This window comes from Myceligenerans pegani (assembly GCF_014892515.1).
In the GTDB taxonomy this organism is placed as follows: domain Bacteria; phylum Actinomycetota; class Actinomycetes; order Actinomycetales; family Cellulomonadaceae; genus Myceligenerans; species Myceligenerans pegani.
Genome location: NZ_JADBGR010000073.1, coordinates 1 through 11719, shown reverse-complemented (window position 1 = coordinate 11719; position 11719 = coordinate 1). Strand labels below are relative to the sequence as shown.

Genomic DNA, 11719 nt, shown 5'->3' with positions numbered 1-11719 from the left:
CTGAAATGCCCCGCAGAGCATTCCTCGTCGTCGGCACCGCCGCACTGGCAGCAGGGTTCGTCACCTCGCCCCCTGCCCGCGCCCACCCGGCGCCGGCAACGCCCGCGGCCACGGTCGCCGAGCCTGCGCCTCCGCGCCCCCACGCGACTCTGCTCGGGGTCCTCTGAGCCTTCATCCACGCCAGTTGATCCACGCCAGTTGATCCACACCAGTTCATCCACACCAGTTCAGACGACAGGACGGGACAACCATGCCTTCGACGATCTACGACGTGACGACCTGGACCATCCCGAGCAGCCCCGGGACGACCGCGGAATCCGACATCGGCGCGATCATCAACAGCATCATCGCCGACATCAAGGCGAATCAGCCGTCACAGGACTCCAAGCCCGGCGCCGTGATCTACATCCCGCCGGGCGACTACTCCCTGAAGACGCGCATCCTGATCGACATCAGCTATCTCCAGATCAAGGGATCGGGACACGGATTCACGTCCTCCAGCATCCGCTACAACGCCGGGGACACGTCCTCCTGGCACGAGATCTGGCCGGGCGGGAGCCGCATCCGGGTCGAGAACACCGACGGGAACTCGGAGGCGATCCTCATCCACCGGGACGGCCTCCCCCGGCTGAGCTCGATCGAGCTGGTGGACTTCTGCCTGGACGGCGTGTCGTTCACCCCTGACCAGAACAGCTACCAGAACGGGAAGATCGGGGTCCGCTCCACCACGCCCACCGACTCGCTCCGGATCACCGGGATGGGGATGGTCTACCTCGAACGAGCCATCGTGGTCATCGAGGCCGACGCACTGCACATCACGGACAACTTCCTGTGTGAATGCGGCAACTGCGTCGAGCTGACCGGCTCCGGGCAGGCGAGCATGGTCAACGACAACCTGATCGGGGCCGGCCCCTCGGGCTTCTCGATCTTCGCCGAGCACCACTTCGGTCTGATCATCTCGGGCAACAACATCTTCCCTCGTGGCAGGAGCTCCGTACACCTCAAGAACGCCACGAACAACATGGTCTCCGCGAACCGCCTGCACGCCTTCTACTCCGGGATGGTCACGATGGAGGGGGCATGCCACAACAACCTCGTCTCGGCGAACCACTTCCTGCGCAACGCGGAGACGTTCCCCGTGTTCCAGAGCACACCGCACCCCGAGGACGACCTGTTCGGCCTGGTCCACGTGCAGGGCTCGGGGAACACCGTGACGTCGAACCACTTCTCGTTCGACGCCCCGGGAAGCGACATCACGCCGTCCGGCGCGAAGCCCACCATGGTGCTCGTGAAGTCCGGCGACAACAACTACATCGCCATGAACCACCACGCCGCGAACGTCGCGGTGAACGCCGTCGTGCTCGACGGCAGCACCACTGACACGAAGGTGCTCGACTGCGGCTCCTCGGCGGAGTTCCAGGCGCTGAGCGGCGCAACGTTCGGATTCCGCGCGACGCCGTAGTCCGCGCAGCCACAACACCGGCCGACCGACAACGATGTCAGTACGGAGTAACATGCCTGTTCAACGCGCGCACAGCAGCCGTGCGATCGTCACGATCGCCCTCGCACTCATCCTCGCCGTACCGGGGCTGGTGGTCTACGCACCAGCAGCCCCGACGGCGACCGCCGGAACCGCGGCGGACTACCCGGAGTACCCCTACGCGGCCACCGACTACACGGAGCCCTTTCGCGGGCAGTTCCATTTCAGCCCGCAGAGCGGCTTCATGAACGACATCAACGCGCCGCTCTACTACCGGGGCGTCTACCACCTCTTCTTCCAGCACAACCCGCACGGCCTGGCATGGGACACGGTCCACTGGGGCCACGCGACGAGCACCGACCTGGTGCACTGGGAGCAACAGCCAATTGCGCTCGAACCGGGAGTCCACCCCGGCAATCTCTGGTCCGGTGCCGGCTGGGTCGACGTGGACAACGTCACGGGCCTGAAAACCGGAGACGACGACCCGATCCTGCTCTTCACGAACACCGAGGGCGTCAGCATCGCGTACTCGACCGACGGTGCGAAGACCTTCCAGATGTACGACGACGGCGCCAAGGTCATCGACAACCCGGTCGAGAGCCGCGACCCGAAGGTGCAGTGGGACCAGGAGCACAACCGCTGGCAGATGGTGACGTTCCAGGCCGGCACCGGAGCCGTGTTCTACACGTCGACCGATCTGCTCGACTGGACCTACCGCGGCACCTATGAGGCGAGCTGGTTCGTCGAGTGTCCCGACCTCTACAAGCTCCCGGTCGACGGTGACTCGTCCCACGAGAAATGGGTTCTGCAGGACGCCAGTGGCGAGTACGTGATCGGCTCCCTCGACGAGTCCGGCGTGTTCGTCTCGGACTGGACGAGCCCGCAGCGCATGGAATGGGGCGTCTCCGGTGCCGCCTTCGCTCCCTCCACCTGGTACGCCCCCCTGACGTTCAACCAGCTCCCCGGCGGGAGGGTGGTGCAGATGGGGTGGCAGCCCAGCAACGCCGGTGTCACCTGGACGGGCAACGCGTCGTTCCCCGTCGATCTGGCGCTGAAGACCTATCCGGAGGGCATCCGGATCACCCGCACCCCGGTACCCGAGATCTCGGCGATTCGCGAGACGACTCAGACGTGGGGACCACGCACCATCACCACCGACGCCTCTACCGACCCGTTCATCGGTGAGTCCGCGGACACGTACGAGATCGACGCGGTGTTCGACGTCGAAGGTGCGACCGCGTCGGAGTTCGGGTTCCGGTTGCACACACGGGCGGACGGATCGAGCGATCGGACCGTCGCCTACTCGCTTGTCGAAGAGACGCTCTACGGGCAGTCGATGCCTCCGATCTCGGATGAGGTGAAGGTTCGGCTCCTCGTCGACAGAGGGCAGCTCGAGGTGTTCGGGAACGACGGCAAGACGGTCGTGAGTGACAACGTCTCGTTCGACTCGTCGGCGGAAAGCCAGGGAATCCAGCTCTACGCCGCGGGTGGCTCGGTCTCGTTGGTCTCGCTGAGCTTCTCGCGCATCGCGTCCACCTGGGAGCCCGCGCCCGCGGGGACGGCTCCCGACCAGGCCGTCGTGTCGACCGGCCGCCAGGACAAGTGCATCGACCGGGACGTCCCCTCCGGCCGGGTGCAGGTCTGGGACTGCCTGGGGAACTCGCAGCAGTCCTGGGAGCTGGACAGTCACGGCAGGCTCTCCACCGGCGGAGTGTGCGCCGAGATTCCGCCCGGCCAGACCTCGAACTTCACTCCGGTGAATGTCGCGGCGTGCACCGGGGAAGCCAACCAGCAGTGGCGACAGGGCAACTTCGGGTCGCTCGTCAATCTGGCGTCGGGGCGTTGTCTGGACATCCCCGAAGCCGACTTCAGCAACGGCCGCCAGCTGCAGATCTACGACTGCGTGGGCACGCGGAACCAGAGCTGGGTCGGCCCGACCTACGTCGCGGGAACTGGCGAGATCCGCTGGGGAACGACGTCCTCATGCATCGATCTCGACACCGCGTCCGGGAGGGTCCAGATCTGGACGTGCAACGGACTCCCTCATCAGCAGTGGCGCCTCAACGCCGACGGCACGCTGACCTCGGGCGGCTCGTGCATGCAACTCGCCGCCGGCGACTACGCCAACGGAAGCCCGATCACGGCGGGACCCTGTGTCTTCGGTGCTGCGCGTCAGCAGTGGAGCCGCACCACGGACGGCGGTATCCGGAACATCGCGTCCGGGCGCTGCGTCGACCTGGACTCCGGTGACACGACGAACGGACGGCAACTGATCGTCTGGGACTGCATCGGTGGCCCGAATCAGTTCTGGACGGGACCGGCCTGATCCGCAGACGGCCCTGGACGGGGTGACGGGACCGGTCCCGTCACCCCGTCCAGGATCGTGCCCGACGACGACGCCGACTCCCACGTCCCCGCACGCGACCGGGAGCGATCGCGCACTCCTACGCCCCGATCGCCGGCGTCGCCCGCACGGCGTTGGCGCTCCGGTCGACAACGAGCTGAGCGTCGGTTCCGGAGTCGAGGACGGTGTTCCGGACCGACGCGGGGTCGACCACGACCGTCGACACGGCAAGGCCGTCCGAGGCATCGGTCGCCAGCAGCGCATCCACCTGGGCCGCGTAGCAGGAGTCGCTCGTCGCGGCACGAACGTCCATGGCGACCACGTGGTTGCTGGAGACGTAGTTACCGGATCCCGCCGCCACGCGGATGATGACGGGCGTCGAGCCCGAGGGCCGGACGGCGTGCGTGTCGACGATCTCCGAGAAGTGGTTGCCGATGATCGAGTTGTTGCTGCCGCTCACGTGCAGAAGTCCGTGAGTGTCCGCCACGCCGTTGCCGATCCCCAGGAAGGGTGTCCAGGGCTCCTGGTCCCGCAGGAAATGGTTGGAGGACACGAGGTTCTCCGAGCTCCCCGACTCCAGGACGACCATTCCGGGGTAGAACGAGTGCAGGCGGTTGTTGCTGACACTCGACCGCGTGACTCCACGGAGACGAACGCTGCTCGCGCCCCGGGGGAAGACGTTGTTGGCGGTGATCAGGAGCCCGCCATGATTCTCCGCGTAGATCGAGTGTCCCTTGAAACCCGCTCCGATCAGGTTGTCGGTGATCTTCGACGCCTGCCCCCAACCACGCAGTTCGACGCAGCTGCCGCATTCGGCGATGAAGTTGTCGTGGACGGAAAGCGCGTCCGCGTCGTGGATGACGAGCGCGTGCTCGAGGTAGACGAATCCCATGCCGTTGATGCGCAACGAGTCGTTGGCGCTCGCGACATGGATGCCCGTCTTGCGGTTGCTGTAGGTGTTCTCCGGCCGCAGCTCCGAGCCATCGGCCTCGAAGTGCAGTCCGTCGATGCAGAAGTTCGAGAACTCGAGCGAGCTGATGCGCGGGCTCCCACCGCGCTCGACATGGAATGCGGCGCCCGTGGACTCGTCCTCACCCTCACCTGCGCCGAGGGGAAGGTCGACGAGGACCCGGCTGCCTCCGGGCCACAGCTCGTGCAGGTCGGGCCACTCGTCCTCGGGAACGTTGAAGCGGATGCTGGAGGACGTGAAGCCGTGTCCCGCGCCCTCGATCCTGAGGAAGCTGATGTCGATCACGACCTGGGTCCGAAGACGGTAGTCCCCCGGCGGAACGTAGATCACCGCGCCGGGCTTTCCCCCGTCATCGCCGTCGGCCACCGCCTGACGTCGCTTGATGTCCGCGATGATGCTGTTGATGACCTCGCCGATGTCCTCGACCGGATTCCCGACCGGCCACGTCGTCACGTCGTACTGGTTGGCGCCTGACACAGGTTCTCCCTCGAGGTGGTGGTGCGGGCCACGGCCGGATGCGCCGGCGGTCACGAGAGCACCCGTCGTTCGACCGGAAGAGCGTCGCTCTCGAGGATCGCGAGCCGCCCGTCGGCCCAGCCGACGGGCTGAGGATCCGTGATCTCCCCCACCCAGCCGCCGTGTCCGTCGTTGTTCCGGAACGCCAGCAGCTGCCACTGTCCGGCACGGTCTTCGACGAGCCGCCCGACGTAGAGGCGCTCGTCGGTGATCCGGTAGGACTCTTCTGTCGTGAACGGTCCGGCGAGAGAGTCCGTCGGAAATGCCCAGACGCCGCCGATCGGATCGCCCACGCGACGTCCGCTCGACAGTTCCGACCCGAGACAGGAGAAGATGCCGACCGGTTGCCCGGCGACGATCACGGTCTGTACCACCTCGAGGTGGCCGAATCCCGCACCCGGGCGCGACAGCGGCGGTCGGACGGTCCACGCCACCAGATCGGGCGACGTCGCGTGGCCGATCACTCCCCTGTCATCGGCATCACCGTCGTTCGCGCGCGCCGTGATCAACATGTGCCACGTGCCGCTCTCGCGGAAGACCCACGGATCACGCCACGCCTGATCGGGCCACTCCCTGGTCTCGGCCGTCTCGTACCACCGGGGATCGGGCTCGAGGACCTGTCGTCCGGGCTCTCGCTGCCAGTCGAAGAGATCGGCCGAGACCACGGAGCTGATGCGCTGCCTCAGCCCGCCTTCGGCGCGGTTGACGGCGGTGTAGAACATCCGCCACATCCCGTCGTCGTCGCGCACGACGGACCCGGTCCAGGTCGCGAGGTCGTCGAACGCCGGTGAGTCGTCGGGGACGACGGCGTCCGCGTGCTCGGTCCAGTGCGTGAGATCCGTCGATGTCGCATGCCCGATGGTCGCCCGCCAGTGTCGCCGATCGGGATCCCGGAGGGCGCGTGACGCCTTGAGGAAGAAGAGATGATAGCGATCCCCGTCATCGGCGATCCAGAAGTCCCATACCCACGACGAGGCAAGGCGAAGCATCCGTGTGTACCTTTCAGTTGGCGTGTGGCGCGGCGACCGAGTCCCGGACGACGAGCGGGCAGTCGAGAATCTTGGGCTCCTCGGCGAGAGGCTTGTGGTCGGCCTCGCCGCGGAGCAGCCGGACGAGGGTGTCGACCGCCCAGGCGCCCATCTCGTAGTGCGGTAGGGCGACCGTCGTCAGGCCAGGAAAGAGATTCGCCGCGATGAGTTCCTGGTTGTCGAACCCGACGATCGAGAGATCCTTCGGAATGCCGAGACCGAGTTCCGTCGCCGCCCGGTAGGCGCCCATCGCCATCCGGTCGTTGTAGCAGAACAGGGCCGTCGGACGATCGGTTCTGCTCAGCATCTCCCGGGCCAGCTCGTATCCGGGAAGCGTCTCCGACGGCGCCGAGGAGACCAGCGATGCGTCGTAGGGGATCTCGTGCTCTTCCAGAACCCGCCGGTACCCCTCGAACCGGCCGTGGGTGGCCGGCACGTCGTCGTCGTTGTTGAGGAAGCCGATCCGGGTGTGCCCCGCGTCGACGAGATGCGTGACCGCGGAGATCGCGCCGCCCACCTCGTCCGGAACGACCGCGGGGATGGTCCCCGCCTTGTCCGTCGAGTCGATGAGGACCGTCGGGAGGTCCTGCAGATTCGGCGGGAGGGACACCTGCCGGTGATACATCGTGGCGTACAGCACCGCGTCGACCTGCCGGTCGATCAGCGCCTGCACGTCGTCCTTGTGCGCGTGGGCCCCGGACGCCCGGTCCGTGTTGATGATGACCAGCGTCAGGTCGTGCTCACGGGCGGCATTCTGCGCACCGAGAATGATCCGCCCCGCGTGCGGGGTGGTCGCGATCTCCTCGCTGAGCAGCCCGACGAGCCCGGAACGGTTCGTGCGCAGGGCCTGCGCCGCACGGTTCGGCCCGTATCCGAGAGTCTTGGCGGCCTCGCGCACGCGCGCCTTCGTCTCCTCGGCGACCCTGGTGTGCGGTGTGTTGTTCAGTACGTGCGAGACGGTCGTCACCGACACGCCGGCCAGCTCGGCGACGTCTCGGATTCCTGCACTTTTCACGGCCACGGTTCTTCCTCCTCGATCAGACCGGTGCGCTCTTTCGCCACGGTGGTCACGGCCCCGATCATGGCCCGCCGGACGCGCGGCCGTGACCCGAACGCCGGCTCCTCGCGTGCGGACTCGCTGGATCCCCGATGCCCTGGATCATCCCTTCACCGCACCGAGGGTGAGGCCGGCGACGATGTGTCGCTGGAGGAAGAGGGTCAGCAGGATGACGGGGATCGAGTAGACCGCGGCGAGCGCCGTCATCCCGCCCCAGTCGAGCCCGAACTGGGTCTGGAAGTTCGCGATCACGACGGGAGTCGTCTGGGCACGCACGGAGGTCAGGAGCAGTGCGAACAGGAACTCGTTCCAGGACGCCAGGAAGGCGAAGATCGCCGTCACGGCCAGGCCGCCGGACACGATCGGCAGGACGACCCGCGTCATCGCCTGCAGGCGGTTGCACCCGTCGATCTGCGCGGCCTCGCCGAGCTCGTCCGGCGCGGCCTCGAAGAAGCTCGCCATCAGCCAGATCGAGAGAGGGAGCGAGATCGTCGTGTGAGCGAGTGCGAGGCCGAACGAGGTGTCCGTCACCCCGAGGTCGCGCATGATGGCGACGAGCGGCGCGCCGACGGCGATGGTCGGCACCATGCGCGTGACCAGTGCGGCGATGACGAACACGCGACCGCTGGGGGTGCGGAACCGGGTGATCGCGTAGGCAGCCGGCACCGCGAGGACCAGTGAGAGCGCGGTCGAGATGACTGCCGTCACCACGCTGTTGATCAGCGCGGCCGGCACTCCTTCGCGGGCGAGCGCGGCGACGTAGTTCTCGAGGGTCCATACCTCGGGGAGCACGCCGGGCGGCACGGCGATGGCGTCGAGCGGCGTCTTGAACGAGGTGAGGAGGAGGTAGACGAACGGGAAGCCGTAGAGGACGATCGTGGCGGCGAGAAGCAGCCAGAGGAGGGTCCGGCTGCGGCCGCGGGTTTCGAGTGGATTCATCGTGCACTGCTTCCTGGACGCCAGATGAGGGTGATCGCGGCGATGGCGACCGCCAGCATCACGATGAGGTAGACGGTGCCCATCGCGCTGGCGAGCCCGGGATCGCCGAATCGGGTCATGGTTCTGTAGATCAGGAGGCTCAGCGTGGTCGTGCTTCCCTGCGGCCCTCCGTCGGTCTGGATGAGGATGATGTCGAATGCTCGGGCGGCGTCGATTCCGCGGACGATCAGGGCGACCGCGATGACGGGTCGCAGCAGCGGGATGATGATGTGGAACAGGATGCGCGGATACCTCGCGCCGTCGATGCGTGCGGCCTCGATCACCTCCCCGGGGATGTTCTGCAGACCGGCGAACAGCACCAGGGTGATGAACGACGTCGTGAGCCAGATGTCGGGGATCGCGACGGAGAACAGTGCGATGTCGGGGTCGCTCAGCCACTGGATCCGATCCGGCCGCGAGAGAATGTTCGCCTCGAAGAGCAGCTGGTTGACGATGCCCAGGTTGTCGATCAGGAGGAAGCGCCACAGGAGGCCTGCGACGACGGGAGCGATCATGAGCGGGTACATGAACACCGTGCGGAACACGGCGGATCGCCGGCCGAGCGCCATGAACAGCAGAGCCACGGCGAGTCCGAGGACGAACTCCATGGCGACGACGAAGAGCGTGTACGCGACGGTGCGCATCGATGCCGACTGGAACGCCTCCGAGGAGAAGGCGGTCGCGTAGTTCGCGAAGCCGACGAATGTCCTCGGTGCGCCCGCGAACGGAGAGATCTCGAAGAAGCTGTCGTAGACGAACCGCGCGAGCGGCCACAGCACGAACATCGCGAGGAAGATCGCTGCCGGCGCCATCAGCATCAGGGCGAACCGGCGATCGCCCCGGTCCTTGCCGCTCGATCGGGTCCGTCCCGGGGCCGGGACGGTGTGCGCCGTCCCGGCCCCGGCGTACGGGGAAGAGGTGTCCACAGGTCAGTACTCCTGAATCCGGATCGCCTACTGGACGATCGCTTCGATCTGCGCCTTCGCGTCCTCGAGCAGCTTGCCGGTGTCGGCGCCCGGCTCGACTGCCTTCTGCAGCATCGGCACGAGCACCGAATCGACGATCTCCTGCCAGTTCTCGGTCGCCGGACGAGGTAGCGACTGCGGGGACTCGAGCGTGGTGACCAGTGCGGGATAGTGCTCGTACCCGGCCACGCCGTCCTTGCTCTCGAAGGCGCTCTTGCGGGCCACGAGACCCAGCGACGTGTCGGCCGAGAGGTCGTTGTGCTCGTACGCGAACCGGATGAAGTCCTTGGCCGCCTCCTGGTTCGTGCCGGTGGCCGGGACCGAGAGGTACCAGGCTCCCGGGACACCGGCGACACCGCCCGATCCGCCGATCATCGGCGCCACGCCGATGTCGTCCTTGACGGGCGAGTCGTCCGGCGTCTGCCGGTAGGCGTGGCCCCAGAACCGCATCATCGCGAGCTGCCCCTGGTAGAAGAGGTTCTGCGATCCCGCCCAGTCGAGCTGGGCAGCGCCGGAGGGGGCGTACGGGAGAAGGCTGACGTAGTAGTCGAGCGCCGCCTTGTGCGCCTCGTCGTCGATCGTCACCTCGTTGGTTCCGGCGTCGAGGACCATGTGCTCCTCACCGGCCTGGGACACGGTGGCCAGCCATTCGGTCTCCACCGCGCCCTTGACGTCGGTGCCGTACAGATCGATCTCGCCGTCACCGTCGGTGTCGCGCGTGAAGAACTCGGCGGCGTCCCGGTACTGCTCCCAGGTGGTGGGCGGAGCAAGGGGGTAGCCGTACTCCTCCTCGAAGTCGGCCTTGTTCGCCGGGTCCTCGAAGAGGTCGGTGCGATAGAAGAGGATCTCCGAGTTCGTCCAGACCGGCATCCCGACGAAGCGGTCGTCGACCTGGGCCTCCGAGACGAGACCACCGAACAGGTCAGCGGTCACGTCATCGGTGAAGAGATCGTCGATCGGGGCGAGCCCGGGGGCGAAGGCGGTCAGCCAGATGGCGTCGAGCGCGGCGACGTCGAAGGACGGCTCTCCCGCCTTCAGCTCCGAGGACACCCGGTCGTAGAGACCGGCGTACGGCAGCTCGACGAGCTTGATCTCCGTGCCCGTCTCCTCCTCGTAGAGGTCGGCGACAGGCTGAAGTTCGGCCTTGCCACCCCCTTCGACCACGACGCTCAGCGTCGTGCTGTCCGAGCCCGTCTCGGGCGCACTCCCGCCTCCCGCGCCGCAGCCGCTCAGCACGAGGGCTACGGCGGCGACCACCGAGGCGGCGGTACGGGCGCGACGGACGCGACCCTCTGCGCACATGCGAAGCTTCATCACTTCGAACTCCATTCGTCATTGAGGAAGAGGCGTATCGGTCGCTGCCCAAACGTCTTGGCAAAACGTCTTGGCACGAGAGTAGCGGCGCGGTTCGCCGCACGCAACCTCCATCACCCCTCGGACGAGAGGGCATGCTGTACCCATGCCGAAGACCTTGCCCTCAGGCCCCACCGTGATCGACGACGACAGCGAGGTGCGCTTCGTCGCCGGGACGGACCAGTTCGCGATCCGCCTCAAGGACGGGCACCTCCACGTGCGCGCCATCGACACCAACGGCAGCGAGGCCCAGCTCGCCGTGATCCCGACGTCGCGCAGCACCGTCAACCTGCAGGTCGAGCACCCCACCGCAACCGGGCCGGTGGACGTGGAAGGGCCGACGCTGCGCTGAGTGCCTCGACCGCCGAGCGCCTGAACCGCTGAGTGCCTCAGCCGCCGAGCGCCTCGACCCAGGCGACGCTCAAGCGCACCTCGTGGCTACCGCTCGTCGTCCTCGCCGCCCGCGACGGCCACCGTGCTCGGAACGTGCTCGACGCCGGGCACGGGGCCGGCAGGTCCCGGCGGCGGGACAGGGGCGTCCGCGATGCGGTGGCCGACCGCGGTGAGGCGGTGGAGGATCAGGGCGACGTCGTCGTCCTCGTCGCCGTCCAGCTCGTCCCCGCACTTGACACAGACCCTGCGGCCGTCCACGCGGCCGGTGCGGTGGTCGAAGGCGGCGTACACCATCAACGCCAGCGCGGGCGCGGCGAGCGCGCGGACGACGGTGGCGCGGCCGGCCTCGTCCAGCTCCAGCTGCTCGACCAGCCGGTCACCGTCCTTCGCCCGCGCCCCCGGCCCGTACCGGGCGAGGTGCTCGGCCAGGTGCTCGGTGCACATGAGGTACCCCGGCTCGGCGGGATGCTCGGCCTCTCCCCACAGGCAACGCTCGACGTCGCCCGGCCCGTGTGCCTGGCAGGCCCGGCAGGTCCACCAGCCCTCGTCGTCGACCGGTTGCCGGTTGACGACGTTGTGGGCACCGCACCGCGGGCACTCGGTGATCTCACTCATGACGCACTCGCCCCCTGTTC

The 11719-nt window shown here is 67.4% G+C and carries 10 protein-coding genes; 3 read left to right on the top strand and 7 right to left on the bottom strand.

From position 1 onward, the window contains the following. Positions 1 to 250: 250 nt before the first annotated feature. Positions 251 to 1462, top strand: coding sequence for a NosD domain-containing protein (locus IIE03_RS09660; RefSeq protein WP_192862547.1), 1212 nt, complete (start codon positions 251 to 253; stop codon positions 1460 to 1462). Positions 1463 to 1514: 52 nt separating this feature from the next. Continuing rightward, a complete protein-coding gene (locus tag IIE03_RS09655; RefSeq protein WP_192862546.1) occupies positions 1515 to 3806 on the top strand; it encodes a ricin-type beta-trefoil lectin domain protein in 2292 nt (763 codons plus the stop codon). A 118-nt stretch (positions 3807 to 3924) separates the two neighbouring features. On the opposite strand, the gene IIE03_RS09650 is transcribed toward IIE03_RS09655, so the two are convergent. The 6 genes from IIE03_RS09650 to IIE03_RS09625 all read right to left on the bottom strand — a co-directional run bounded on the left by IIE03_RS09650 (position 3925) and on the right by IIE03_RS09625 (position 10652). Beyond that, positions 3925 to 5271: a right-handed parallel beta-helix repeat-containing protein gene (locus IIE03_RS09650; protein WP_192862545.1), complete on the bottom strand. Its 1347-nt coding sequence runs from the start codon at positions 5269 to 5271 to the stop codon at positions 3925 to 3927. 50 nt (positions 5272 to 5321) lie between these two features. Further along, on the bottom strand, positions 5322 to 6299 hold the full coding sequence (locus IIE03_RS09645; protein WP_192862544.1) for a glycoside hydrolase family protein: 978 nt from the start codon (positions 6297 to 6299) through the stop codon (positions 5322 to 5324). A 13-nt stretch (positions 6300 to 6312) separates the two neighbouring features. Continuing rightward, on the bottom strand, positions 6313 to 7359 hold the full coding sequence (locus IIE03_RS09640) for a LacI family DNA-binding transcriptional regulator (RefSeq protein ID WP_192862543.1): 1047 nt from the start codon (positions 7357 to 7359) through the stop codon (positions 6313 to 6315). Between the two features lie 138 nt (positions 7360 to 7497). Beyond that, entirely contained in the window at positions 7498 to 8334 is an 837-nt protein-coding gene (locus IIE03_RS09635) for a carbohydrate ABC transporter permease (RefSeq protein WP_192862542.1), read from the bottom strand. Then, on the bottom strand, positions 8331 to 9191 hold the full coding sequence (locus IIE03_RS09630; RefSeq protein WP_192862559.1) for a carbohydrate ABC transporter permease: 861 nt from the start codon (positions 9189 to 9191) through the stop codon (positions 8331 to 8333). Before IIE03_RS09630 ends, IIE03_RS09635 begins: the two co-directional genes overlap by 4 nt. 135 nt (positions 9192 to 9326) lie before the next feature. Continuing rightward, positions 9327 to 10652 carry an ABC transporter substrate-binding protein gene (locus IIE03_RS09625; protein ID WP_225997530.1) on the bottom strand — a complete coding sequence of 442 codons (1326 nt, stop codon included), beginning with the start codon at positions 10650 to 10652 and terminating at the stop codon, positions 9327 to 9329. A 145-nt stretch (positions 10653 to 10797) separates the two neighbouring features. Between IIE03_RS09625 and IIE03_RS09620 the strand changes: the two genes are divergently transcribed. Next, a complete protein-coding gene (locus IIE03_RS09620; RefSeq protein ID WP_192862541.1) occupies positions 10798 to 11043 on the top strand; it encodes a hypothetical protein in 246 nt (81 codons plus the stop codon). Between the two features lie 86 nt (positions 11044 to 11129). Here the strand turns inward: IIE03_RS09620 and IIE03_RS09615 are convergent. Next, positions 11130 to 11719 (bottom strand): hypothetical protein (locus IIE03_RS09615; RefSeq protein ID WP_225997529.1); only part of this gene is annotated, 590 nt, incomplete at its 5' end.

Bases quoted from the DNA above. Each gene is read 5' to 3' on its own strand.
- IIE03_RS09630 (WP_192862559.1), bottom strand. From the start codon at position 9,191: ATGCTGATGGCGCCGGCAGCGATCTTCCTCGCGATGTTCGTGCTGTGG.
- IIE03_RS09660 (WP_192862547.1), top strand. From the start codon at position 251: ATGCCTTCGACGATCTACGACGTGACGACCTGGACCATCCCGAGCAGC.
- IIE03_RS09645 (WP_192862544.1), bottom strand. From the start codon at position 6,299: ATGCTTCGCCTTGCCTCGTCGTGGGTATGGGACTTCTGGATCGCCGAT.
- IIE03_RS09655 (WP_192862546.1), top strand. From the start codon at position 1,515: ATGCCTGTTCAACGCGCGCACAGCAGCCGTGCGATCGTCACGATCGCC.
- IIE03_RS09620 (WP_192862541.1), top strand. From the start codon at position 10,798: ATGCCGAAGACCTTGCCCTCAGGCCCCACCGTGATCGACGACGACAGC.
- IIE03_RS09635 (WP_192862542.1), bottom strand. From the start codon at position 8,334: ATGAATCCACTCGAAACCCGCGGCCGCAGCCGGACCCTCCTCTGGCTG.
- IIE03_RS09625 (WP_225997530.1), bottom strand. From the start codon at position 10,652: ATGAAGCTTCGCATGTGCGCAGAGGGTCGCGTCCGTCGCGCCCGTACC.